The sequence below is a fragment of the Streptomyces sp. NPDC046197 genome (assembly GCF_040646295.1).
In the GTDB taxonomy this organism is placed as follows: domain Bacteria; phylum Actinomycetota; class Actinomycetes; order Streptomycetales; family Streptomycetaceae; genus Streptomyces.
Genome location: NZ_JBEYZY010000033.1, coordinates 33,929 through 57,730, shown reverse-complemented (window position 1 = coordinate 57,730; position 23,802 = coordinate 33,929). Strand labels below are relative to the sequence as shown.

The window sequence follows — 23,802 nt, the reverse complement described above, 5'->3', positions numbered from 1 at the left end:
CATGCACCACGAACCGGTACTTCTCGTCATCGCCCACGGCAGCCGCGACGCGCGGCACGCCGCGACCGTGCACGCCCTGGTCCGGCGGGTCCGGTCGCTGCGGCCGGGCCTGCGCGTGGAGACCGGCTTCCTGGACTTCAACATCCCGTCGGTGCAGGGGGTGCTGGAGTCCCTGACGGCTCAGGGCGTGCGTGACGTCGTCGCCATGCCGTTGCTGCTCACCCGTGCGTTCCACGCGAAGGCGGACATCCCGGCGGTGCTGCGCGAGGCGCCGCCCCGGCTGCGGATCCGGCAGGCGGAGGTACTGGGCCCCTCGCCCCTGCTGACGGGGGCCCTGGAACGCCGTCTGTACGAGGCGGGTCTCGACCCCGCCGACAAGTCCTCGACCGGGGTCGTACTGGCCTCGGCGGGGTCCACCGACCCGGAGGCGATCGCAGTGATCGCAGGTATCGCGCGGGAGTGGCGGCACACCGGTTGGTGCGCCGTGCGGCCTGCGTTCGCCTCCGCTTCCTCTCCCGGCGGATTCCCCCGCACCGAGGACGCGGTACGCGAACTGCGCGCCCTGGGCTGCGCGAAGGTCGCGGTCGCCCCGTACGTGCTGGCGCCCGGCTTCCTCCCCGACCGCATCGGGCGGGGCGCTGCGGAGGCGGACGTGCTCGCCGAGGTGCTGGGCCCGGCGCCGGAGGTGGCGCGGCTGCTGCTGGAGCGCTACGACGCGGCCCGAACGCCCGTCCTGACGGCCCTCGGGGCCTGACACTCGATCGCGCCCCCGGCTCCTGACACCCGCACGGTCGGCGGTGGCCGGGGCTGTGGGACGTACGGTCCGAGAGCGTGTCCGCGGCCCGGCACTCCCCCGTGGTGCCGGTCCGCGGACGTACCGGCCACCGGGCGTCTGCTGCCGACGCACAGGGGCCGCCTTTTACTTAAGCGTCACGAAGCCCGAATCTGTCACTGCGTCACCAAGCCACCGCGCGACGGATGATGGGGCCGGTCGAGCGCTGCGGTCGGCGTCGTCGTCGCCCGGCGTACCGCACCGGGCCTCCTCGCCGTCCGCGGGGCCGCCGGACCGGCTCAGGCTCCACCGGCGGTCATCTCGACCAGTTTGACGACGGTGTTCCAGTTCCGGCTGGTGGCGATCACGCCCTTGTCCAGCCGGGGCCGGGACAGGTGCTCGGCGAGCTTGGAGCGGCCCAGCCCGTCCGGCGCGTACAGGTAGAGCACCCGGTCACCCAGCCGGAACTCCTCGGGCAGATAGGCGGCCTGGTCGACCTCCGCGAAACGCGCCGCGTCGACCGGGGCGGAGAAGTACGTCGCGTGCAGCTGCTTGGCCGCCAACTCGGCGGCCGGGAACGGGCATGCCTCGGCCACCGCCCGCAGATAGGCGTGGTCGCGCACGATCACGTCGACCGGGAAGCCGAACCGCTTGCCGATCGCCTGGGCAAGCTCCCCGGCCAGGGACTCCTCGTCGCCGTGGCGGGCGGTGAAGGCGGCCTGGCCGCTCTGCAGATACGTACGAACGCCGTCGTACCCGAGCGCGGTCATGAGCGCCCGCAACTCGGCCATCGGCACCTTCTTGCCGCCGCCCACGTTGATCCCGCGCAGCAGCGCCGCATACGTCGTCATCCGCCCACCATAAGCGGCAGCCCCGGGCGGCGGACCCTCGCGGGCCGCCGCCCGGGGCCACTCACCGCGCCGGCGGCCGTCGTGCCCCGTGGGGGCGGGCACGACGGCCGTCGACCGTGTGGGGGTGATCGAAACCCTGGCGGATCGCGGCCCGCGGATCAACCTCTTCACTCAGCTGTGACTTGTTCAACAAACCTTCGTAATCACAAAGCCGAGCCCATCCGGCGGAACGGACACCCTGACCACCACCCCCGAGAAGCCCCGGTAGTTGTAAGGGGCCGTCGTCCTCCCCAGTGCGGAGGATCCGGAGTCCGAGGGGAGGACATCCGGCCACGCCACTTCACCGGGCAGCACGACGAGACTTCCTCATGCCGCCCCTACTGTCGTAGCGGAAGGTGGCGGCAGGGGGCTGCCACCGCGCAGGAGGGGGCAAGCCCGTCATGGGGATCGGAGAATCGCGGGTGCGGGGCCTCGCCGCGCGGGCCGGCGGCTGGAGCGCCCGGCACCGATGGGCGGCTGTCGGCATATGGGTGCTGTTCGTCGTCCTGGCGATGGGGCTTGGTTCGGCGGCGGGCCGGGTCGACGTCAACGAGAGCGACCAGCTCAAGGGCGAGACGCACACCGCTGCGAAGATCATCGACGATGCCGGGATCAAGCGGCCGGCCGGGGAGACCGTCCTGATCCAGTCCAGGGACGGTGCCGTCAAGGCCACGGACACCGAGTTCCGGTCCGCCGTCACCGCCGTGGTCGATGCGGTCCGGGCCACCGGCAAGGTCACGAACGTGACGTCGCCGTACGACACCCGGTCGGTCTCGAAGGACGGCCGCAGCGCGCTGGTGCAGTTCGACATGCGCGGCGACGCGGACACCGCGAAGGAACGCGTCGCGCCGGTGCTGAAGGCCGTCGACGACGTCCAGAAGGGTCACGGGTCGCTGCGGATCGAGGAGATCGGCGGCGCCAGCATGCAGAAGCAGTACGCCGACGCCTTCGGGGACGACTTCAAGCAGGCCGAGTACTCCGCCGTGCCGGTGGCGCTCGGCATCCTGCTGATCGCCTTCGGGGCGCTGGTGGCCGCGCTGCTGCCGGTGGCGCTGGCGATCACCGCGATCATGGCGACCATGGGCCTGATGGGCATCGTCAGCCATCTGCAGCCGATGAGCGACACCGCCAACTCCGTGATGCTGCTGGTCGGTATGGCGGTCGGCGTCGACTACTGCCTGTTCTACCTGCGCCGCGAGCGCGAGGAGCGCGAGGCCGGCCGGGACGCCGCCACCGCGCTGCGGATCGCCGCCGCGACCAGCGGCCGCGCGATCATCGTCTCCGGTGTCACCGTGTGCGTGGCGATGGCGGGCATGCTGTTCACCGGGCTCGCGGAGTTCGAGGCGATGGGCCTGGCTTCGCTGATGGTGGTCGCGGTCGCCATGGTCGGGTCGGTGACCGTGCTGCCCGCGCTGCTGTCGCTGCTGGGCGAGCGGGTGGAGAAGGGCCGGATCCCCTTCCTGCGCCGCCGCCGGCGCCACGGCGGCAACGCGGAGAGCCGGTTCTGGACCGCTGTGCTGCGGGGCGTGCTCGCCAAGCCCGTGGTCTCCGTGGTCGTGGCGACGGGCGCGCTGCTGGCCGTCGCGGCGCCCGCGCTGGGCATGAAGACCTCCCAGCTCACCCTGGACCAGGAGTTCGGCGACAAGCTGCCCATCGTGCAGACCTACAACCGGCTCAACGAGGCCTTCCCGGGCGGCTCCGAGCCCGCCCAGGTGGTCGTCAAGGCCAAGGACATCAACGCACCCGAGGTGCGCCAGGCGCTGGCGGACTTCAAGAAGCGGGCGATCGCCTCGGGCGCCTCACGCGGCCCGGTCGACATCAAGCTGCACCAGGCGCAGAACGTCGCCCTGGTGTCCGTACCGCTGGTCGGCGGCTCCGACATGGACCAGGCGACCAGGAGCCTGGAGAAGCTGCGCGACGAGGTACGCCCCGCCACACTCGGCAAGGTCGACGGGGTGCAGGCGCCGATCACCGGGCAGGTCGCCGGCTCGCACGACTTCAACGACCAGCTCCTCGGCTCCGTGGTGCCGGTCTTCGCCTTCGTCGTGGTCTTCGCCTTCCTGCTGATGCTGCTGTCGTTCCGCTCGCTGACCGTCGCGATCACGTCGATCCTGCTGAACCTGCTGTCCGTGGGTGCGGCCTACGGCATCCTCGTCGCCGTCTTCCAGCACGGCTGGGGGGCGTCCCTGGTGGGCGCGCAGGGCGTCGGCGCCATCGTCACCTGGCTGCCGCTGTTCCTGTTCGTGATCCTGTTCGGCCTCTCGATGGACTACCACGTGTTCGTGGTCTCCCGGATCCGGGAGGCGCGGCTGCGCGGCCGGACCACCCGGGACGCCGTTCAGCACGGTGTGGTCACCACCGCGGGTGTCGTCACCAGTGCCGCGGTCATCATGGTCGCCGTGTTCGCGATCTTCGGCACGCTGTCCATGCAGTCCATGAAGCAGATGGGCGTGGGCCTTGCGGCCGCCGTGCTCATCGACGCGACGGTCATCCGGGGCGTGCTGCTGCCCGCGGTGATGGCGCTGCTCGGTGAACGCAACTGGTACCTGCCGAGGTGGCTGCACCGGCTGCCGGACCTCACCCACGACGAGGCACCCGAGGCGGCGGCCGCCCCCGCCGCGCAGGACGAGGGCGAGCGGCTGCGGGTCTGACCCCTCACCCCGGTCCCACCACCCCTGACGGAGGGCCCGTCGGCTTCGGGGAGCCGACGGGCCCTCCTCTGCGCCTGGCGCCGCACGGGCAGGTGCAGCGGACCGTGCCGATGTGCTGGACCCCGCATCCGGGCTGCGGCCCGGACGGATGCGAGACTGGCCGCGGGGTGGCGGGAACGCGTCCACCGGCGGGCGACGGCAGGCGACGGCGGGAGCGAGGCCACGGGCGACGGTGCGGGTCTCGGGCGCCGTCACGGACACGTACACGGAGGCGGGCGATGGACGAGGCGCGGGGGCGGGAGGTACTGGCCGCGGCGGGGGTGCTGCCCGGCCCGGTACGGGACGCGCGGCTCCTCGCCCTGGGCGAGAACGCGGTGTTCGCCGCCGGTGACCTGGTCGTCAAGGTGGGCCGCGACGCCGAACTGCTGGACCGGGCGCGGCACGAGCTCCGGATCGCGATGTGGCTGGCCGCGGCCGGGGTGCCCGCGGTGCGGGCCGCCGAACCCGAGGCGCTGCTGGTGGACGGGCACCCGGTGACCGTGTGGCACCGGCTGCCCGATCCGGTACGGCCGGCCGAACCCGGTGACCTGGCCGCACTGCTGCGGACCGTCCACGCACTGCCCTCTCCCCCCTTCGGTCTGCCGCCCCGCGATCTGCTGGGCGGTGTGGAGCGCTGGCTGCGGCTCGCGGGCGACGCGATCGACCCGGCGGACGCGGCCTATCTGCGTGAGCGGCGGGACGGCTTCGCGGCGGCCGCGGCCGCGCTCACCCCGCGGCTCCCGCCGGGCCCGATCCACGGCGACGCGCTGCCGCGCAATGTGCACGTCGGACCGGAAGGTCCGGTCCTGGTCGACCTGGAGACGTTCTCCGCCGACCTGCGCGAGCACGACCTGGTGGTCATGGCCCTCGTCCGCGACCGCTACGGACTGCCCCCCGAGGCCTACGACTCCTTCACGGCGGCGTACGGCTGGGACGTGCGGCAGTGGGCGGGCTGCTCGGTGCTGCGCGGCGCCCGGGAGACGGCCGGCTGCGCCTGGGTGGCCCAGCACGCCCCGAGCAACCCCAAGGCGCTGGCCGAGTTCGAGCGCAGGGTGGCGTCCCTGCGGGAGGGGGACGAGGCGGTGCGCTGGTATCCGTTCTGATCCTCTCTGATCCGTCTCTGATCCGTCGCGGGGGCGCGCTGCGTGCGGCTCTCCTCGGACCGCCTCTTCTCGGACCGCCTCCCCCGGCTCCGGCCGGTCAGACGGTCTCGCCGGCCAACTCCCGCAGGGGCCACGCCCCGTCGACCACCGCGGCCGAATCGCCCTTGCGGCGCAGGAAGTTCTGGAAGTCCGCCGCCCACTCGGCGTACCACTCGACCTGACGGCGGTGCAGCTCCGCCGGGCCGAGGGCCGCGACCTTGGGGTGGCGGCCGGCTATCGCACAGGCCAGCCGGGCTGCGGCGAGGGCGTCGGCCGAGGCGTCGTGGGCGGCGTCGAGGACGACGCCGTACTCCGTGCAGACCGCCTCCAGGGTGCGCTTGCCACGGCGGTAGCGGTCGGCCCAGCGGTCGATGGTGTACGGGTCGACGACCGGGCCCGGCTCCGGGCCGCCGAGGCGGTCGCGCAGGGACGGCAGGCCGTACCGCCGAAGTTCCGCGGAGAGCAGGGTCAGGTCGAAGGCCGCGTTGTACGCCACGACCGGCACACCGCTCCTCCAGTAGCCCACGAGGACGTCGGCGATCGCGTCCGCGACCCGGTCGGCCGGTCTGCCCTCGGCCGCCGCCCGCTCGTTGCTGATGCCGTGCACCGCCACCGCGTCCGGCGGGATCTCCACCCCGGGGTCCGCCAGCCACTCCCGGCGCCCTCCCGGCTCCCCTCCCCTGACCTCGATCACGGCTGCCGTGACGATGCGTGCCGAATGCGGATCCGTCCCCGTCGTCTCCAGGTCGAAGCCGATCAGCAGCTCCCGGTGCCAGCCCATGGCGGCCCCCCTTCTCGGTGGTGCTTTCCCCCAGTGGTCTCCACGATCGCATGCACCACTGACAATCCGAGGACCGCGTTCCGTTTCCGGCGACGGACCCGGACCCGGACCCGGACCCGGACCGGCAACTCGCGTAATGCGAAAACGTGTCAGGAAGCGTGCACCGTCCGCCTCCTCAGGACACGGGTCGCGAATCCGCCCACATCGTCTCGAACTCCTCACGATAGGTGGGGAAAAGGCCACCTTCGTCGACCTCGTCCGACTTGACGGTTCTGTTCCCGTTGCGCAGGACGAGCACCGGAGCCTCCATACCGCGGCTGCGCCGCAGATAGGACTGCACGACCGCAATGCCGTCGGAGCCGTCGCCGTCCACCAGGTAGGCCGTGACGCGGGGCGTCTCGTCGTAGACCTGGATCTCGAAGGCGGCCGGGTCGCGCAGCCGGGACCGCACCCGGCGCATGTGCAGGATGTTCATCTCCACCGCGCGGCTCAGCTCGCTGCGCTTGAGGCCGAGTTCACGCTCGCGCCGTTTCACCGCGCTGGAGGCCGGGTTCAGGAAGAGCAGCCGCAGGCGGCAGCCGGACTCGGCCAGCCGCACCAGGCGGCGTCCGGAGAAGTTCTGCACGAGCAGGTTGAGTCCGATGCCGATGGCGTCGAGGCGACGGGCGCCGCCGAAGATGTCCTCGGCCGGGAACTGGCGCAGCAGCCGGACCCGGTCCGGGTGCACGGCGACCACGTCGGCGTACCGGTCGCCGACCAGATCCTCGACCGCGTCGACCGGCAGCCGACGCGCGGAGGGGACGTCGCTGCCCGAGCCGAGGATCTCCAGCAGACGCGCCGAGGCCCGCTCGGCCTGGTTGAGGACCGCCTCGGACAGGGCCCGGTTGCGCGAGACGACGTTCCGCGTGACCTCCAGCTCGTCCAGGGCGAGTTCGACGTCGCGGCGCTCGTCGATGTACGGCTCGAAGCACGGCCAGTGCTGCACCATCAGCTCGCGCAGCTGCGGCAGCGTGAGGAAGCTGATCACGTTGTCGTCGGCCGGGTCGAGCAAGTAGCCCTTGCGGCGGCTGACTTCGCGTACGGCGACCGCGCGCTGCACCCATTCCTGGCCGGCCGGCCCGGCCGCGGCGACCACCCACTCGTCGCCGTGGACGGGCTCGTAGATGGGGCGCAGGACCGCGGCCACCACGGCCCGCAGCCGCTGCTCGACGAGGTTCAGCCAGATGTAGGCGCGGCCGGCCCGCTGCGCGCGGGTCCGCACCTCGCGCCAGGCGTCGGCGTCCCAGTCCAGCTCCGGCCCGATGGCGCCCGCATCCATGGGACGGGCGAGGGACACCGCGCCGGGCGGGACGTCTGTGGAGTTCCCCTCGTGACCGTCGTCACCAGGGGGTAGCTCCAGGCCTCCCGAGCCCACCCGTGCACCGCCTTCCGCTCCCCCGAGCACTCCCCGTCTCAACGATCAAGGAAGGGTACTCCGGGAGCGGTCCGCGGTGCAGCCGGATGGACAGCTCGTTTCTCAACTTCCGCCGTCCACTTGACCGTTCTGATTGGCCAGCGCCGGCGGAGTGAGCGGATTCATAGCGGTGACGTCGCGCGGGGCGATCGAGAAGCCCTGCCAGTGGACCGGCATCGGCTGCTGGTCCTCATCCCGGGCGATGTGGTGAAATCCGACGTTCACCCACACCACCGGGTGAGTGAGGGCCTGTCCGTTGACCCACGTGTCCACGGACTTGCCTTGTCCGGCACCGCAGTTGCGCAGGTTGTCACTGGCGAACTGCTCGCACTTGTCGTACTCGGTGAAGTAGACGTCGTGCTGGGTGTAGGGACGGCCGAGGTACTTGGTGGTGGCGCCCGGAACGATCTCGTACGAACGGGGATGGTCGTCCTTGTTCTTCCCGGCCGCACTGACGATCCGCCACCAGCGGCTGTTCTTCGCGTCGCCCGCGAGCTCCTTGGTGACCTGGGTGAGGGTCGTCCGGTCGGTCGGCCCCTGCTGTCCGGAGGTGGGCGGGCTGACCACCGAGTCGTACTGCTCGACGCGGCCCTTGGAGGAGCCGTCCAGGTCGAAGTTCAGCCGCCAGAAAACGTTGTGGCTGTGGCTGGTCGCGTACGCCTTGGCGCCCTTGCCGATCGGCCAGCCGCGGCCGACGCCCGCGTCGTAGTCGAACGGCGAGAGGCTGCCGGTGGCTCCGATGTTCATGTTGATGGTGCCGTCGTCCTGGAAGCGCCACTCGGTGATGTACTCGTACCAGCCGACCTTGTTGACGGCGTAGACCAGCAGGTCCTTGCCCTGGGCCTGGTAGACCCTGCTCCCCGGATCGGTCTGCATGCGGTAGGCGTGACCGCGCGAGCGGGTCGTGGTGCACAGCCCCTTGATCTGCTGATGCTGCGGGTCCCAGGCCTCGGGGACCTTCACGGTCTTGATGGTGCCGCCGGGGCACTCGGCGGGTGCGAGGTCCATCAGGCCCTGGCCGAAGCCCGCCTGGGTGAGGTCGCTGTACTCGTTCCTGCCGTCGTCGTAGGGCACGTGGATCTGGGCGAGCTTGGCGGTGGCCAGGACCTTGATCGGCTGGGACTCGCCCGGCGGCTGGTAGGAGACGTGCTCCAGGACCAGCCCGGCCTCCTTCTCGTAGTGCCAGCACATCCGCCAGGTGGTGCCGGTGGCGAGCTTCTGCTCGATGCGGTACGCCGCGCTGCAGTCCGCGGCCGGGGCCGGGGCGGTCCTCGGCCGGGCCGCGGCCGGCCCCGCACCGGTCGTCGCACCGGCGGCCAGCGCGGCGAGGGACAGGCCCAACGCCGCCCGGCGGCGGGCACGGCTGATTCTGTTGACGGGCCTCAAGAGACGACTCCCTTGCGAAGAGCAGACAGAAAGGTGGAGGAGGGCACGGCTGGGGCGCCGAGGCGACCGTGGCCGTGCCCCGCGGGCGTCGAACCGCCCGGTCGGGACCGGACCGGGCGTCCCCGACGACCGCCCGAGACCCGGGCGCGGCGTCCGCGACGACCATGCGGAACCAGACCCGGCGTCGAGCGCGACGTCGTAGACCGGACCCGACCTCGCAGACGGGACCCGACGCCGTAGACCGGACCCGACCTCGCAGACCCCGCCCGGCGTCCGCCGCATCCGGCGGAGACCGGATCGGGCGAAGACCTGATCGGCCGCCGAGCCGGGTGTCGGAGACGGGGTCCGGAGTGGGGCCGGACCTCGGCGACAGGGGTCGGCGTCGAATCGGCGGTCGCCGGGCGGGCCCGGCCGTCCGTGACCGCCGGCACCGAGCGCGTCGGGGGTCCGTGGCGGCCGTCGAGGGGGGATCCGTATTCGTGGCGACCGTCGAAGACAGAGATCCCGTATCCGTGGCGGACCGTAGAAGACAGAGATCCCGTATCCGTGGCGGACCGTAGAAGACAGAGATCCCGTCTCCGTGGCAATCAGCGGCGAGCGCATCGGCATCCGCGGCGACCGGCGGTCGGCGGGTCAGGCGGCGAGGCGGCCGACCTTGCGGGCGCTGAGGTCGATCACGAACGAACGGGCGTCGATCCACGCGCCGTTGCGGATCTTGGGGAAGAGCCGCACGCAGCGCTGCTCGCCGCATTTGTCGAGGCCCGCGGGCTGGGCGCCGGGGGTGGCCCGGTAGACCATGCTGTCGAGCAGCAGCTGGTCGGGCGAGGTCAGCGGCTTGCCGGTGGCGTCCTGGTAGTCCGCGCGCAGGCCCGCGCCGAGCGGGTCGGCGATCAGGATCCGGGCGGCCTCGGTGTTCTCGTCACGGCTGAGCGGCGGCTGGACGCCGTGCTGGGTGCCGGTCTGCTCGACCTTCCCGGTGTCGAGGTTCACCGTCCTGGTGACAACGGTGTCGTTCCGGTAGTCGTAGAAGGTCACGTCCGCGCGCCGGGGTGCGTGCGGGTCGTCGAGCTCGCCGGTCTCGGGTTCGGCGAGCTCGGTGCCGAGGCGCTGCGGACCGCGGTCGCCCTCGACGTTCTTGCCGGCGCTCAGCAGCTGCCGGTTGAGGGCCAGGGCCTCGGCCCGTCTGATCTCGTCGCCGGTGAGCGGGTCACTGCCCATTCCCTTCCCGCCCTCGGGCGGGGCCTGCTCGACGACGCCCGGCGCGGCTGCGCCCGGCCCCTGGGCGGCCGCCTGCTGGGCGGACAGCCCGTCCTTGATCCCTCCCGACTCGTCGGCGCCGGCCGTGCCCGGCAGCGTGACCGCGACCATGGCGGCGGTCCCCGCCACCGCCACTGCCGCACCGGCCACCACTTTGCCCAGATGGCGGTGCACTAATCTGCGCACATCTTCCCCCTACTCCCCGTGTGACCCGGGAGTACGTGATTGCCCCACTGGATTCGGCATACCGCGTATGCACTGGTCGTGGGGTAAGAGGGATGTAAGTCATAGGTGGTTCCATCACTTTCGGGGAGACTCGGGCCCAAGGCGTCACCAGCGGCGCCGCACACCTGAAAGAGTCGTATCCATGCAGGTCTGGCCTGGAGAGGCGTATCCGCTCGGCGCCACGTACGACGGCGCCGGCACCAACTTCGCGGTCTTCACCGAGGCCGCGGACCGAGTAGAGCTGTGTCTGCTGCACGACGACGGCTCGGAAACGGCGGTGGAACTGCGGGAGAGCGACGCGTTCGTCCGGCACGCGTATGTGCCCGGGATCATGCCGGGACAGCGCTACGGCTTCCGGGTGCACGGTCCGTACGCTCCCGAGCGCGGGCTGCGGTGCAACTCCGCGAAGCTGCTGCTCGACCCGTACGCGCGTGCGATCAGCGGCTCGGTGCAGTGGGGCGAGGAGGTGTACGGCTACCACTTCGGCGACCCCGGCAAGCGCAACGACCTGGACTCCGCCCCGCACACCATGACGTCGGTCGTGGTCAACCCGTACTTCGACTGGGGCGACGACCGGCCGCCGCGCCGCGGCTATCACGAGACGGTGATCTACGAAGCTCATGTCAAGGGCCTCACCATGCGGCATCCGGGACTGCCCGAGGAGCTGCGCGGCACCTACGCGGCGCTGGCCCACCCGGCGATCATCGAGCACCTGAGCGAGCTCGGGGTCACGGCGCTGGAAATGATGCCGGTGCACCAGTTCGTGAACGACCACCGGCTGGTCGACATGGGCCTGAACAACTACTGGGGCTACAACACGATCGGCTTCTTCGCCCCGCACAACGCCTACGCCTCCTGGGGCGACCGCGGACAGCAGGTCCTGGAGTTCAAGTCGGCGGTCCGGGCGCTGCACGAGGCCGGGATCGAGGTCATCCTCGACGTGGTCTACAACCACACCGCCGAGGGCAACCATCTGGGGCCGACGCTGTCCTTCAAGGGCATCGACAACCAGCGCTACTACCGGCTCACGGACGACCCCCGGTACTACATGGACACCACGGGCACCGGGAACTCCCTGCTCATGCGGTCGCCGCACGTCCTGCAGCTGATCATGGACTCGCTGCGCTACTGGGTCACCGATATGCACGTGGACGGCTTCCGCTTCGACCTGGCGGCTACTTTGGCCAGGCAGTTCCACGAGGTGGACCGGCTGTCGTCGTTCTTCGACCTGGTGCAGCAGGACCCGGTCGTCTCCCAGGTCAAGCTGATCGCCGAGCCCTGGGACCTGGGCGAGGGCGGCTACCAGGTGGGCAACTTCCCGCCGCTGTGGACCGAGTGGAACGGCAAGTACCGCGACACCGTACGGGACCTGTGGCGGGGCGAGCCGCGGGCGCTCGCGGAGTTCGCCTCCCGGCTGACCGGCTCCTCCGACCTGTACCAGGACGACGGCCGCCGCCCGCTGGCCTCGATCAACTTCGTGACCTGCCACGACGGGTTCACGCTGCACGACCTGGTGTCGTACAACGAGAAGCACAACCAGGCCAACGGCGAGGACAACCGGGACGGCGAGAGTCATAACCGGTCCTGGAACTGCGGGGTCGAGGGCGAGACCGACGATCCGGACGTGCTGGAGCTGCGGGCCCGCCAGATGCGGAACTTCTTCGCCACGCTGATGCTGTCCCAGGGCGTGCCGATGATCAGTCACGGCGACGAGTTCGCGCGCACCCAGCACGGCAACAACAACGCGTACTGCCAGGACAACGAGCTGGCCTGGGTGAAGTGGCCGGACATCGAGAACCGCAGCAGCAAGCTGCTGGAGTTCGTGCGGTCGATGGCCGAGCTGCGCCGGGAGCACCCCGTGTTCCGGCGGCGCCGCTTCTTCCACGGGCGACCGGTGGAGGGCACGCACGACGAGCTGTCGGACATCGCCTGGTTCACCCCGGAGGGGAAGGAGATGGCCCAGCGGGACTGGGACTCGGCGCGGGCCTCGGCGCTGACGGTGTTCCTCAACGGCAACGCGATCTCGGAACCCGGCCCGCGCGGGGAGCGCATCGCCGACGACTCCTTCCTGCTGATGTTCAACGCCGCGCCGAAGCCGCTGGACTTCGTCGTGCCGGTCGACCACGGGCAGCAGTGGCAGGTGGTGGTCGACACGGCCCGCACGGGCCCGGTCCCGGCGGGCGAGGGACCCAAGGTGCGGGCCGGGGAGCGGCTGACCTTGAAGGACCGGAGCATGACCGTACTCCAGCGACCGGCCTGAGCGGTGCTCCGGCGACCGGCCTGAGCGAGCCCGGGCCCACCGGTCAGGCGGGCCCGGGCCACACCCGTCCGGGTGACCACGGTCGACGGGACGGCGCCGCCGGGGTGGTACGGCCGGCGCTCGACGCCGGCCACGCGCGCGTGAGGACGCGGCCGGGCGATGACACGAAAGCCGGTCGGGCGGGTACCTAGCACTCCATGACACCCGAGCGACCCGACCCCGTCGTGCCCACGGCCACCTACCGGCTCCAGATCCAGCCCGAGTTCCCGTTCGCGGCCGCGGCGGCGGCCGTGCCCTACCTGGCCTCGCTCGGCGTCTCCCACCTGCACCTGTCGCCCGTCCTGGAGGCCGTCCCGGGCTCCCGGCACGGCTACGACGTCGTGGACCACGCGCGCGTGCGTGACGAGCTCGGCGGCGAGGAGGGCCTGCGGGCGCTGGCGCGTACCGCGCGGGAGCACGGGCTCGGTCTGGTCGTGGACATCGTGCCCAACCACATGGCCATGGCGCCGCGGCACAACCACGCCCTGTGGGAGGTCCTGCGGGAGGGCCCCGCGTCGCCGTACGCACGGTGGTTCGACATCGACTGGGAGGCGCAGGGCGGCAAGGTGCTGCTGCCCGTGCTCGGCGGCCCGGTCGGCAAGGAGATCGACCACCTGAAGGTCGACGGCGACGTCCTGCGTTACTACGACCACGCCTTCCCGCTGCGCGAGGGCACCGGGAAGCTGCCGTTGCCGCAGCTGCTGGACGCGCAGTGGTATCGCCCCGTGTGGTGGCGTCTGGCCCGTACGGAGCTCAACTACCGGCGTTTCTTCAGCATCTCGGAGCTGATCGGAGTGCGGGTGGAGGACCCGGAGGTCTTCCGCGCGACCCATGCCAAGATCCTTCAGCTGCTGCACGAGGGTGTCGTCGACGGACTGCGCGTCGACCACCCGGACGGCCTCGCCGACCCCGACGCCTACCTCGACCGGCTGCACGAGGCGACCGGCGGCCGCTGGACGGTCGTCGAGAAGATCCTCGCCGACGGCGAGCACCTGCCGGCGTCCTGGCCGGTCGCGGGCACCACCGGCTACGACGCCCTCCGTCAGGTCGACGGCCTGTTCGCCGACCCTGCCGGAGCAGGGGAACTGCTCGCCCGGTACCGCCGGTTCGCCGCCCCGCAGACGGACCGCGGCGGGGACTGGGACGCCACGGTGCGGCGCGCCGCGTACAACGTGATCACGCACGAGCTGGCCGCCGAGACGGAGCGGCTGACGCGGGTGACGAGCCGGGTGTGCACCACCTCGCCGGACCTGGCGCTGCGCGACCGCGCCCCGTGGGTGCTGCGTACCGCGCTGCAGGAGCTGCTCGTCCGCATGCCGGTCTACCGGCCCTACGCCTCGGTGGACGCGGCCCTCGTGGTCACCGAGGAGGCCGCCCACGAGGCCCGGCTCGCCTTCGTCGTTCCCGAGGAGGGCGAGGGCGTCGACGTCGTGCGGGACCTGGTGCTCGGGCGGACCGGTGACGGTCCCGGGCACGTGGAGTTCCGGACCCGGTTCGCGCAGGCCGCCTCCGCGCTGCGCGCGAAGTCCGTCGAGGACACCGCCTTCTACCGATACGTACCACTGCTGTCCGCCAACGAGGTCGGCGGCAACCCCGGCCGGCCCGCGGTGTCCGTCGAGGACTTCCACGCCTACTGTGCGCGCCTGCAGAGCGACTGGCCGCTCACCGGGACCGTCACCACGACTCACGACACCAAACGCAGCGCCGACGTGCGGGCGGCGCTGGCGGTGCTGACCGAGTGCCCGGAGCGCTGGGCGGACCTCCTGGCCGAGGTCACCGGCGAGGGTGCGGGGGTGCCGGACGCGCAACTGGCGTGGGCGGCCTGGCAGACGGTCTTCGGACTGGGTCCGGCGGACGCGGAGCGGGTGCAGGAGGCCCTTCTGAAGCACGTGCGTGAGGCCGGTCTGTATACGAGCTGGACTGAGCAGGAGCCCCCGTACGAGGAGGCGGTGGCACGGTTCGTCGCCCAGGGGCCGTGCGGGGCGCCCGGCGAACGGGTGGCCGCCTTCCGGAACACCCTGGAGCCGCACATCCGGGCCAACGCCCTCGGGACGGCCCTGGTGCACCTGACGATGCCCGGCGTGCCGGACCTCTACCAGGGCACGGAGGCCGAGTACCGGGCCCTGGTGGACCCGGACAACCGGCGGCCGGTGCGCTTCCCGCCCGCAGCTCGCGGGGACAAGGGCGCGGTGACGGAGGCGGCGCTGCGGCTGCGTGCCCGCCGGCCCGAGGTCTTCGGCGAATCGGCGACCTACGCGCCGCTCGCCGCCAAGGGCCCGGCGGCGGCCCACTGTGTGGCCTTCGCACGCTCCGGGGAGGCGGTCACGGCCGTGACCCGGCTGTCGCTGCGCCTGGCGGAGCGGGGCGGCTGGCGGGACACCCGGCTGGCGCTGCCGCCGGGCCGGTGGGCCGATGTGCTGACCGCGGGACGGGAGTTCGAGGCGCACGTGCGCGTGGCGGAGCTCTTCGAGCGACTGCCGGTTGCGCTGCTGGAGCGGGTCGGCGGGAGCGGCTGACGGGCGGGGGCGCGGTGGTCGCGCCCCTCAGCGGCCGGCCGTCGCCCCGCGCGGAGTGGCCTCCTCCCGGCGGCGAGGGACGGGGACGGCAGCCCGACGGCCGGTACGGCGCCATGGGACGGCCAGGTCTCCCGCAGCAGGTGTGCGAAGGCCTCTCGGCCGCGCCCGTGAGCGGTACGCGCGTGAAGACGGTCAGGGCACGCCTCCAGGGCGGGTCGGGCCGCAGGACCACGCAGTCCTCGCCGACCGCGCCGCGCACGATGTGCGAGGGCGCGACGCACACCCGGACCCCGGCGGCGGCCATCCGGACCGCCGTCGAGGTGTGCTCGGTGAACACGGCGGTCCGTGGCCGGAAGCCGGCCCGTCCGCACGCCCAGTCGAGCGGGCGAAGACGTCCGGCAGGACGCCGACGGCGACCGCGTGCACGGCCGCGACGTGCAGTTCGCCGCCCTCCGCCCCGGCGGCGGCGCGGGCCGCCCGGCGGGCCTGGGCGGCGCTGCGCACGGCTCGTTCGGCGTGCGGGCGGAAGGCACGGCCCCTCGGGGTCAGGCGCACGCCGCGCGGGAGGCGTTCCAGGAGCGGGCCGCCGAGCGACCGTTCCAGCGCCTTGATCTGGTGCGACAGGGCCGGCTGGGAGACGTGCAGCGTCTCGGCCGCACGCGTGAAGGACGCCTCTTCCACGACCGTCAGGAAGTACTCCATCTGCGCAGGCTCATCGCCGCCGCCTCCCCCGGGATCCGAGACGGGCCGGCGTCCCATAAGCATCCTGCATCGGTTCAACAAGAACTTGCCTCGGACTCATGGCAAGGGGCGGGCGGAGGGTGGGGGCATGGCATGAACACACCGGACGTCATCGTCATCGGCGGCGGCACCGGCGGGTACAGCACCGCCCTGCGCGCCGCCGCCCTCGGCCTGGAGGTCGTGCTCGTCGAACGCGACAAGGTCGGCGGGACCTGCCCGCACCGCGGCCGCATCCCGAGCAAGGCCATGCCGCAGATGATCGCCGAGAGCCAGTTGATCGCGGGCTGGGACGCCCAGCCCTGGGACGTGGCCCGGCACGTTCATCCGAACCCGACGTTGTCGGAGGCGGTCGGGGATGCCTTCCTGACACTGGCCGGGCGTGGTTTGCACCAGCAGTGACCGCCGGGCCGCAGCCCGGGTGACGGCGAGTGCCTCCGGGCGCCCCGGGGCGCCTACCCCGCCGCGTCCTTGACAGTTCACACGGTCCGTGGGGTACTGCGGATGCGAAGCCGGGCGGACAAGTCGGGGGGTGAGTCCTCTGCCGGAGCTGCGCTACCCCAGTGTTCCCGAACTGGTTGCCTCCGCTCTGGCGTTGGCCGCGGAGCGGCCGGAGCTGTGTGCCCTGCAGCAGGTCGGTGTCTCCCGCGCGGGCAGACCGCTGCACCTGCTGTCCATGGGGCACGCGCGGCGCGCCGTGCTGGTGGTCGCGGGGGCTCACGCGAACGAGCCGACGGGCGGCTCGGCCCTGCTGGCGCTCGCACATCGCGTCCTGCACGAGCAGGAGTTGCGTGCGGACACCTCCTGGCACTTCCTGCTGTGCGCGGACCCGGACGGTGCGAGCCTGCACGTCACGCCGGCCCCGCGCAGTCTGCTCGACTACCACCTCGGCTTCTTCCGGCCCGCCGGGGCCGAGCAGCCGGAGTGGTCACCCTCCGTGCTGCCGCCGGACCGGCTGCCGCCCGAGACGCGGGCGCTGACGGGCGTCATCGACGAGCTCCGGCCCTATCTCCAGGTGACGTTGCACGGGACCGACCTGGGCGGCAGCTGGGTACAGCTGACGAAAGACGTCCCCGGGCTCGCCGAGCCGTTCGCCAAATCGGCGGCAGAACTGCACATTCCGGTGGAGACGGGCGCCTCGGACGCGGCGGGCTGGCCCGCGTCGGGGCCCGGGGTGCGCGTGATGCCGGAGCCCGGCACACACGTGGCGTACCCGAGCCTGCCGGACGACGCGCGCCACAGCACCTGGTACCACGTGCACCGGTACGGCGGCCTGACCGCGGTCGTGGAGGTGCCGATGTGGGCGAGCGACCTGGTGGACGACCCCGCCCCGCATCCGGCGCCGGCCGCGGCGATACGGCGGCTGGCCCACCGGCTGCTGCGGGACGGGCGCGAGGTGGAACTGGTGCTCGCCGACGCCCTGCCCCGCCTCGAGGGGGTCGACGATCCGCTGCTGCGGGCCGCGAAGTGGGCGCTGAGCCTGGTGCCGGGGCTGGCCGCGGACTGGACCCACACACCGCCGGCCGACACGACGATGGCGTACGTCGGCAGCGTGGACGCGTTCGGCCGGCGGCTGCCGCTGCGGGCGGCGGCGATGCTGCTGCGGGTGCTGCGACGGGCCGACGACCGTGCGGTGCCGCGTCTCGAACAGCTCGTGGTGAGCTGGAGCGAGGCGTTCGCGGAGCGCTTCCGGGCCCGCTGGGTGCCGCTGGAGCATCAAGTCGAGCACCAGTGCCGCACGGTCGTGGCGGCGGCGCGGCACGCGCGCGAACCGGCGGACTGACGGCGCCGACCCGGCGCGTCCGAACCACCGCATGCTCTCCACGCGCGCGTGCCGCAGGACACCGGCCAACAGCCGTCAGCCGTCAGCCGTCCAGTGCGAACACATCGCCCGTCCGGGCCCTCATCACGCACGCGTTGGCGAAGGTCTCCGTGTAGTCGACCGCCCGTCCCTGCCACACTCCGCGAGCCTGCACCGTCACAGGCGCGTAGATCATCGAGCAGAACGTGGTCCGGTGCGGGATCCCCCGGACGTCGCCACCGGCCGCCCTGAGCTGCGCGCAGGCCTGGCTCGCGCGGGAGTGGCCACGGGGAGGGTCGCACAGCAGCAGCGTGCCGCGCGTGTCACTGGAGCGGGAGTCGCCTCGGGTCACCGAGACGTAGAGCCAGTCGCCGCGGTCGACGGGCCGATGTGCCGCCTGGGCCGGTACCGATCCCGCGATGAGCAGGGCGGCCGCCGCCGGAAGGCCGCGCCGCAACCATGTCTTTGTCGCCTTGATGATGTACGTCATTCCAGAGGTATCGGCACGGCAGCCTGCGGACCCCAGCCCGGCTCACCCGAACGGGAGCACGCACGCGCGTACCGCCCCGCCAGCGCGGACGCGGCGAGCACCACCCGCGCCTGGTACTCGGCCTGCCGCGCGACCGGGATCCAGCGCGCTCCGAGGCCGTCGCGGTAGTCGGCACACCACTCGTCGAGGAGCCGGTCCAGGTCCGGCAGCACATCGGCCGGATCACGTCCGGCGGTGCGGACCAGCTGGTGCAGCAGCCCCGCGCTCCGCAGGGCCAGCCGCCGTCCGGCGATGCGCAGGGCGGCCAGGTGGGCGCGGGTCAGCGGCGGCAGCGGGCGCGCCGTGCCGTCGTCGGTGTCGGGGTCCCACGCGTCGGCGAGCCCGGGGCAGACGAGTAAATAGTCGTCCACCGGGGCGAGCAGACGGGCCGCGTCCGGCACGCCTGCGAGGTGCGGCCGCGTCCGGGCCAGGAGACGGTCCAGAACCCGCGCGTCGTGGCGCAGGGTGCGGCTCACGGTGCGCAGCACCGCGTCCCGGTCCGCGGGCGCCGAGCCGTCGGCCACGGCGGCCACGCCCCACATGGGCGCCTCGACCACCGCCGTCACCGTGCCGTGCCGGTGCGGGTGGAACCAGGTCGACTCCACGGCCGCCTCGGTGATGGCGGCGGCCAGGCCGCCCCTGCGTGGCGGCGGGATGCGGTAGACGGCGGGTCCCAGGCCGGGCCAGTACAGCGTGTCGTAGGCGCCGAGTTCGCGTGGGATGCCGAGGCGGGCCGCGCTGTGCGCGACACGCTGCGCCAGGCCCGGCAGCTCGCGCGTCACCTCGACGAAGCCGCCGCCCACGTCGACGCCGTGCAGCGAGCACTGGAGGAAGGGCCGCAGTTCGTCCTGGAGGTCGAGCAGGGCGCGGGTCTCCGGCAGCACGGCGGCCGCGGCGCCGTCGGGCAGCCACTCGGGCTGCTCCAGGAAGCCCGGCCGGAAGAAGTTCCGGAAGTAGCGGCCAAGGGTGTACGGGCCCGCGAGCCAGCCCTCGTTGCGGCGGGAACCGTCGGGGTCCAGGCAGAGCAGCAGGTTCCAGGTGACGTCGGCGCCCTCGCCGATGCCCGGGTCGGCCAGGGCCCGTTCGGCCAGTCGGAGGACGGTGGCGCCGCCCACGGGCTCGTTGGCGTGGGGTCCGGCGACCACGAGGGCCTGGCGGCTGCCGTGGCCGACGGAAAGCAGCCACAGGGGCGTACCCGCGCGGGAGGCCCCGACGCGGCGCAGCCGGGCGTCCCGGGGGTGGCGGGCGACGAGCGCGGCGGCCCGGGCGCCCAGTTCGTCCACGGTCGGGTAGCGGACAAGTGGCGGCAGGGCACACCTCCCCAATGTGATGCCGTCGATTCACCTGGTGTGCATGGTGTAGGCACAGTCAGTCACTAGTTGCGGGGTACGTCAACACCCTCGTCCGAAAAGAGACTTGACCCGTCACGGAATGTGACCTTCAGGCCAAGAACCGATACCGCGTGCGAGGTACGTCGGTTCGCGCAGAGCCGCTGCCGCCCGCGAGGTACGTCAGTTCACGGAGAGACGGAACGACATCTGGCCGAAAGCGACCTGGTCGCCGTCGCGGACGACGACCGCGCCGGACACGCGCCGCCCGTTGACGGTGGTGCCGTTGGTCGAGCCGAGGTCCCGCAGGATCCACATCCCGCCCTGGCGGGTGAGCTCGGCGTGCGCACGCGAGACGGTCTCGTGGCTCAGCCTGAGGCCGCTCGCGGGGTCGCGGCCTATGCGCAGCGGATGGCGGTCGCCCGGGTGGGGCAGCAGCAGCTTGGGCAGCCGCTCGGCCTGCCAGGCCCGGCGCAGCCGCACGGTGAAGCCGGAGACCGCCTCGACCGTGCCGAACACCAGTCGGGAAAGACGGCCCTCGGTGGGCAGGTCCGAGGTGAGGACGGCGAGCTCGTCGGAGCGGCGGGCGGCCAACGCGAGTTCCATACGACGGACGAAGGTGTCGTGCGACAGACGGCCCATGGCGACGCCGTCACGGAGCACCCGCAGCGCCTTGTCGCGCTCCGCGTCCGACAGCCGCGCGGGGTAGGTGTGGAACTCGAAGGACGACGTCACGGTGGTGATTGTCGGTCAGTGAACCGCGGGTGTCCAGGAAACGCGGAAAGGGCCGCCGGACGTGCATATCTGACGACACCCGCCGTGAAAGGGAAGATTCGAAAGCGGATTGATCTCGTTTGGAGCACCATGGACGCGGCTACATCACGGTGAGCAGACGAAGGGGAACCGTCCGTGCAGTTCGAGGTGTGGGCACCTGAGGCCGGCCGAGTGACACTCCAGTGCGATGACACCACGCGCGCGTTGGAGCGTGATCCGGAGCGGGCGGGGTGGTGGGTCGGCGAGGCCGGGGCGCGTGACGGCTCGCGGTACGGGTTCGCACTGGACGGCGGCCCGGTGCTGCCCGACCCCCGCTCGCGGCGGCAGCCGGACGGCCCCGACGGGCTGAGCGCCGTCGTCGACCACGCGCGGTACACCTGGCGCTCCGGTGCGTGGACCGGGCGCCCGCTGCCCGGCGCGGTCCTGTACGAACTGCACATCGGCACGTACACGAGCGAGGGCACTTTCGAAGCGGCCGCCGCACGGCTGGAGCACCTGGTGGAACTGGGTGTGACCCACGTCGAGTTGATGCCCGTGTGCCCGTTCCCCGGCCGGCACGGCTGGGGATACGAGGGAGTCTCGCTGTGGGCGGTGCACGAACCTTACGGCGGACCCGAGGGGCTGAAACGCTTCGTCGACCGGGCGCACGAGCTGGGCCTGGGCGTGGTCCTGGACGTGGTGCACAACCACCTGGGTCCCTCGGGCAACTACCTGCCGCGGTTCGGCCCGTACTTCACCGACACGCACCACACCCCCTGGGGTGCCGCCGTCAACCTGGACGCGCCCGGCTCGGACGAGGTACGGGCGTTCCTGCTCGGCAGCGCACTGGCGTGGCTGCGCGACTACCGGATCGACGGGCTGCGCCTGGACGCGGTGCACGCCCTGGCGGACACGCGCGCGTGCCATTTCCTGGAGGAGCTGTCGACGGCCGTGGACGGGCTCTCCGCCGACCTCGGCCGCCCCCTGTTCCTGATCGCCGAGACGGACCTCAACGATCCGCGGCTCATCACCCCGCGTGGGGAGGGCGGCCTGGGCCTGCACGCCCAGTGGAACGACGACTTCCACCACGCCGTCCACACCGCGCTGACGGGCGAGTCCCAGGGCTACTACGCCGACTTCGCGCGCGCCCCCTTCGCCGCGGTCACCAAGACGCTCACCGGCGGCTACTTCCACGACGGGACCTACTCCAGCTTCCGGGGCCGTCACCACGGCCGCCCGCTGGACCACAACCGGGTGGCGGCGCACCGGCTTCTCGGCTACAGCCAGACCCACGACCAGGTCGGCAACCGCGCCCAGGGGGACCGCCTCTCCATGATGCTGTCGGGGTCGGCGGGACTGCTGGCGTGCGCGGCGACGCTGACGCTGACCGCGCCGTTCACGCCGATGCTGTTCATGGGCGAGGAGTGGGCGGCCGGCACGCCGTGGCAGTTCTTCACCGACCACACCGACCCCGAGCTCGCGGAAGCGGTACGCCGGGGCCGGCGACGGGAGTTCGCCGCGCACGGGTGGGCGGAGGAGGACGTGCCCGACCCGCAGGACCCGGCGACCAGGGACCACTCCTGCCTGGACTGGACCGAGCCCGAACGTGAGCCGCACGCGCGCGTGCTGGCCTGGTACCGCCGGCTGATCGCCCTGCGGCACGACCAGCCGGATCTCACCGATCCCGACCTCGCCGACACCAAGGTGGCCTTCGACGAGGAGGCCCGCTGGCTCGCCTTCCGGCGTGGCGACGTGCGGGTGGCGGTCAACCTGGGCAAGGAGCCGGCGGAGATCCCCCTGGGCACCCGCCCGGCCCGGGTGCTCGCCGCCTGGGAGCCGGTACAGCCACCGGACGAGGACGGGGTGCTGCACCTGCCCGGCGAATCCTGCGTGGTGCTGCTGCAGAGCTGATCACGGCATCCCGTGGGGCCGCAGGCGCCCGGAGCGCTCGGAGCGCTGGGAGCGGCTCGGCAAGGGCCTGCGTAATCGCCTGCGCAATCCTTCGCGCAAACGCTTGCGCAAACGCTTGCGCGAAGGATTGCGCATGCGGTTGCGCAAGCGATTACGCGGGCCGCGGCCGGGCCACTGCGGCCCATACCGTCCTGTCGCGCACACCGCCCCTGTTGCCATTGCCCACTGCCCCTACAGCTCCTCGTCCGCCTCGTCCTCGCGCAGCTCCGTCACCCGCTCCAGCAGGATCGCCTCCCAGGCATGGCGCAGCTGGGCCCTGAGCGGCGGCAGAGGGGTGTCGTCGCGGCCCTCGAGGCGGTCGGCGAGACGGATCAGGCTGTCGCAGCGGGCCAGCCACAGCCCCCGCAGGCAGGGGCGGGCGCCGTAGCCGGCGAGGGTGGCGGCGCGCACCGCGGCGGGGGAACCGACGGCGAGGGCGAGGCCGGCGATGTCCTCCGCGGGGTCGCCGACGACCGCGGCGGTCCAGTCGAGGACGCCGCGCACCCGGCCGTCGGCGCTCACCACGAGATGTTCGCCCCTCAGGGCGTGGTGGACGAGGACCGCGGTACCGGGCTGGGCGGCGAGCTGGGCCGCGGCGGGTGGCGCCAGCTGGGTCATCCTGGCGGGGTCGAACTCGTCGGCCACGCCGAGGCGTTCGGCGGCGTGCACGGCCATCCGGCGCAGCGCCTCGAGGGAGCGCGGCGGGGTGCGCGGGACGCCGAGCGCCTCGGCCTGGCGTACGGGGACCTCGCGCAGCCCGTGCAGCAGCCCGGCCAGGTCGTCCTCGCCGACGGCGGAGACGTCGTGGTCCCCGGCCGTGCCACCGGCGATCCTGAGGTCCAGCGTGTACGTCAGCCCGGGCGCCCACTCGCCGTGCGCGACGCTGGCCGGCACGGCGACCGGCACCTGGGGGCGGACCAGGTCCCGCAGGCGTAGTTCGCGGCGCTGGCGCACAGAGGCCTCGCGATCGGGGGCGAGGCGCAGCACGTGGCGGGTGCCGACCCACCAGGTGAAGTGCTCGACGCCCCCGGCGACCGGCCGGACGTCGGGCCCGGCGGCGGACTCCGCGCCGCCCCTGCCGCCCGTACCTCCGGTGCTGCCCGTACCTCCAGTGCTGCCAGCACCCCCAGTACCGCGAATACCTCCAGTACCGCCTGCACCTGCGGTACCGCCTGCACCTGACACACCGCCGACGCCGCCCTTGCCCTCCTTGCCGTCCTTGAGCAGGGTGCGGACCAGTCGGCGGACGGTGTCCGCGGTGGGTGTCGGTGCCTGGGTCATCGTCGCGCCGT

The 23,802-nt window shown here is 72.6% G+C and carries 16 protein-coding genes and 2 pseudogenes; 8 read left to right on the top strand and 10 right to left on the bottom strand.

All coding sequences use genetic code 11. From position 1 onward, the window contains the following. The first annotated feature begins 1 nt into the window (after position 1). A complete protein-coding gene (locus tag AB0A61_RS32750; protein WP_361300471.1) occupies positions 2–754 on the top strand; it encodes a sirohydrochlorin chelatase in 753 nt (250 codons plus the stop codon). Positions 755–1,071: 317 nt separating this feature from the next. On the opposite strand, the gene AB0A61_RS32745 is transcribed toward AB0A61_RS32750, so the two are convergent. Further along, a complete protein-coding gene (locus AB0A61_RS32745; RefSeq protein WP_361300468.1) occupies positions 1,072–1,623 on the bottom strand; it encodes a DUF1697 domain-containing protein in 552 nt (183 codons plus the stop codon). A 440-nt stretch (positions 1,624–2,063) separates the two neighbouring features. Between AB0A61_RS32745 and AB0A61_RS32740 the strand changes: the two genes are divergently transcribed. Next, positions 2,064–4,313, top strand: a complete 2,250-nt coding sequence (locus tag AB0A61_RS32740) for an MMPL family transporter (RefSeq protein ID WP_361300465.1) — start codon at positions 2,064–2,066, stop codon at positions 4,311–4,313. Positions 4,314–4,591: 278 nt separating this feature from the next. Next, the gene (locus tag AB0A61_RS32735; protein ID WP_361300462.1) at positions 4,592–5,455 is read left to right on the top strand and encodes an aminoglycoside phosphotransferase family protein; all 864 of its coding nucleotides are present in this window, start codon (positions 4,592–4,594) and stop codon (positions 5,453–5,455) included. 97 nt (positions 5,456–5,552) lie between these two features. Here the strand turns inward: AB0A61_RS32735 and AB0A61_RS32730 are convergent, their stop codons facing one another. The 4 genes from AB0A61_RS32730 to AB0A61_RS32715 all read right to left on the bottom strand — a co-directional run bounded on the left by AB0A61_RS32730 (position 5,553) and on the right by AB0A61_RS32715 (position 10,557). Beyond that, positions 5,553–6,275: a 3'-5' exonuclease gene (locus AB0A61_RS32730; RefSeq protein WP_361300459.1), complete on the bottom strand. Its 723-nt coding sequence runs from the start codon at positions 6,273–6,275 to the stop codon at positions 5,553–5,555. A 175-nt stretch (positions 6,276–6,450) separates the two neighbouring features. Then, positions 6,451–7,689: an SAV2148 family HEPN domain-containing protein gene (locus AB0A61_RS32725; RefSeq protein ID WP_361300456.1), complete on the bottom strand. Its 1,239-nt coding sequence runs from the start codon at positions 7,687–7,689 to the stop codon at positions 6,451–6,453. Between the two features lie 102 nt (positions 7,690–7,791). Then, positions 7,792–9,114, bottom strand: a complete 1,323-nt coding sequence (locus AB0A61_RS32720; protein ID WP_361300453.1) for a copper amine oxidase — start codon at positions 9,112–9,114, stop codon at positions 7,792–7,794. A 633-nt stretch (positions 9,115–9,747) separates the two neighbouring features. Next, entirely contained in the window at positions 9,748–10,557 is an 810-nt protein-coding gene (locus tag AB0A61_RS32715) for a Tat pathway signal sequence domain protein (protein WP_361300450.1), read from the bottom strand. A gap of 181 nt (positions 10,558–10,738) precedes the next feature. Between AB0A61_RS32715 and glgX the strand changes: the two genes are divergently transcribed. Then, positions 10,739–12,856 (top strand): glycogen debranching protein GlgX, encoded by a 2,118-nt coding sequence (gene glgX, locus AB0A61_RS32710; RefSeq protein ID WP_361300447.1) that lies wholly within the window; start codon positions 10,739–10,741, stop codon positions 12,854–12,856. Positions 12,857–13,053: 197 nt separating this feature from the next. After that, on the top strand, positions 13,054–15,411 hold the full coding sequence (gene treY / locus AB0A61_RS32705; protein ID WP_361300445.1) for a malto-oligosyltrehalose synthase: 2,358 nt from the start codon (positions 13,054–13,056) through the stop codon (positions 15,409–15,411). Between the two features lie 157 nt (positions 15,412–15,568). Here the strand turns inward: treY and AB0A61_RS32700 are convergent. Next, positions 15,569–16,113, bottom strand: a pseudogene (locus tag AB0A61_RS32700) (LysR family transcriptional regulator); the annotation flags it as partial. Between the two features lie 132 nt (positions 16,114–16,245). Between AB0A61_RS32700 and AB0A61_RS32695 the strand changes: the two are divergent. Together AB0A61_RS32695 and AB0A61_RS32690 are read left to right on the top strand one after the other, a co-directional pair. Next, positions 16,246–16,437: pseudogene (locus tag AB0A61_RS32695) on the top strand (FAD-dependent oxidoreductase); the annotation flags it as partial. Positions 16,438–16,681: 244 nt separating this feature from the next. Next, the gene (locus AB0A61_RS32690; RefSeq protein ID WP_361300442.1) at positions 16,682–17,932 is read left to right on the top strand and encodes a M14 family zinc carboxypeptidase; all 1,251 of its coding nucleotides are present in this window, start codon (positions 16,682–16,684) and stop codon (positions 17,930–17,932) included. An 82-nt stretch (positions 17,933–18,014) separates the two neighbouring features. Here the strand turns inward: AB0A61_RS32690 and AB0A61_RS32685 are convergent, their stop codons facing one another. The 3 genes from AB0A61_RS32685 to AB0A61_RS32675 form a co-directional block, all read right to left on the bottom strand. Beyond that, a complete protein-coding gene (locus tag AB0A61_RS32685) occupies positions 18,015–18,440 on the bottom strand; it encodes an SSI family serine proteinase inhibitor (RefSeq protein WP_361300439.1) in 426 nt (141 codons plus the stop codon). Beyond that, entirely contained in the window at positions 18,437–19,762 is a 1,326-nt protein-coding gene (locus tag AB0A61_RS32680) for a M14 family zinc carboxypeptidase (protein WP_361300436.1), read from the bottom strand. Before AB0A61_RS32680 ends, AB0A61_RS32685 begins: the two co-directional genes overlap by 4 nt. 228 nt (positions 19,763–19,990) lie before the next feature. Next, positions 19,991–20,542 (bottom strand): DUF1707 and FHA domain-containing protein, encoded by a 552-nt coding sequence (locus AB0A61_RS32675; RefSeq protein ID WP_361300433.1) that lies wholly within the window; start codon positions 20,540–20,542, stop codon positions 19,991–19,993. Between the two features lie 174 nt (positions 20,543–20,716). Here AB0A61_RS32675 and treZ point away from each other — a divergent pair, with 174 nt between their 5' ends. Next, a complete protein-coding gene (gene treZ / locus AB0A61_RS32670) occupies positions 20,717–22,471 on the top strand; it encodes a malto-oligosyltrehalose trehalohydrolase (RefSeq protein WP_361300430.1) in 1,755 nt (584 codons plus the stop codon). A gap of 231 nt (positions 22,472–22,702) precedes the next feature. Here treZ and AB0A61_RS32665 read toward each other — a convergent pair whose 3' ends face one another. Continuing rightward, complete coding sequence (locus AB0A61_RS32665; RefSeq protein WP_361300427.1) at positions 22,703–23,791, bottom strand: aminoglycoside phosphotransferase family protein; 1,089 nt, start codon at positions 23,789–23,791, stop codon at positions 22,703–22,705. Between the last annotated feature and the right edge of the window lie 11 nt (positions 23,792–23,802).